The following is a 501-nucleotide window of genomic DNA, read 5'->3' on the forward strand; positions in this document are numbered from 1 at the left end:
CATTAACGGTTGCTGGCCCATGCCCTATAAAATAGCGTTCTGTGAGCAAAGCAAGCGCTTCGTGGGCGGATAACTCATGTGTGACCGGCACCCACTCGTCTAGCAATACGAATGTTTGCTGCTTACCTTCCCTTGGCCCCTGACAGATGAAACCGGACTGTGCGAAGTGCCACAGCAGGTGATAGCCCCGTTGATTGGTCGTGCTGATCCCTGCATTCTCTAGTAATTGCATGAGAAGGGGGCGGGACATGGGTTTATTCCCATGCAAGGCGTCATAGAAGATGATCTTGCTTCGTTCCATGATAGCCGGAGTAAGCTCTAATTGTTCCAGCCTGCGGCTATCCTGCGCCAGGATACGTGAGGCCGTTAACTTCAACATCCATCTCACATCTTCTGCTGGCACGAAGTGAATGGTACCGCGCATCGGCCAAGTCAATACGATCTTACGATCTGTGATACTCTGTTCGATATCCGCTAAGGTTGCGGATTCCATTCGTATTC

General features: G+C 51.1%; 1 protein-coding gene. It reads right to left on the bottom strand.

Translation table 11 applies throughout. The features are described from left to right. The coding region (locus AC1DWB_RS37275; protein ID WP_477546044.1) for a DNA glycosylase AlkZ-like family protein at positions 1–501 on the bottom strand (501 nt) is incomplete at both ends.

The sequence above is a fragment of the Paenibacillus sp. P4_E11 genome, assembly GCF_056401635.1.